General features: G+C 75.5%; 1 protein-coding gene. It reads left to right on the forward strand.

Features of this window, described 5'->3' with window-relative positions; all coding sequences use genetic code 11:
* On the forward strand, positions 1-497 hold a 497-nt coding region (locus ACY45C_RS20210; protein ID WP_462189133.1), incomplete at both ends, for an RNA-guided endonuclease InsQ/TnpB family protein.

Genomic DNA, 497 nt, shown 5'->3' on the forward strand with positions numbered 1-497 from the left:
CCACCGGCGCCTACGGCCCGGCTGAGGACCGGCAGGTGAAGCTGCCTCGGATCGGCCGGGTCAAGGTGCATGAGCCGATGGGCGCGCTGACCGGCCGGCTCGCCGACGGGTCCGCACGCCTGCTGGGTGCGACCGTGTCCCGGACCGCGGGGCGCTGGTTCGTGGCGTTCACCGTGGAGGCCGACCGTGATGTCCCCGGCAAGCCGTCTACCCGGCAGCGCCGGGGCGGCCCGGTCGGGGTCGACCTGGGTGTGCGCCACCTCGCCGTGCTGTCGACCGGCGAGACCGTCGAGAACCCCACGCCGCTGGCCCGGTCGCTGCGCAAGCTGCGCCGCGCGTCGCGGGCCTACGCCCGCTCCACGCCCGGCAGCGCCGGTCGCCGTAGACGCGCCGCCACCCTCGGCCGCCTCCATACCCGCGTCGCCTACCAGCGCCGCGACGGGCTGCACAAGCTCACCACCCGGCTGGCCAAGACCCACGACACGATCGTGGTGGAA

Source organism: Frankia sp. CcWB2 (assembly GCF_977927585.1).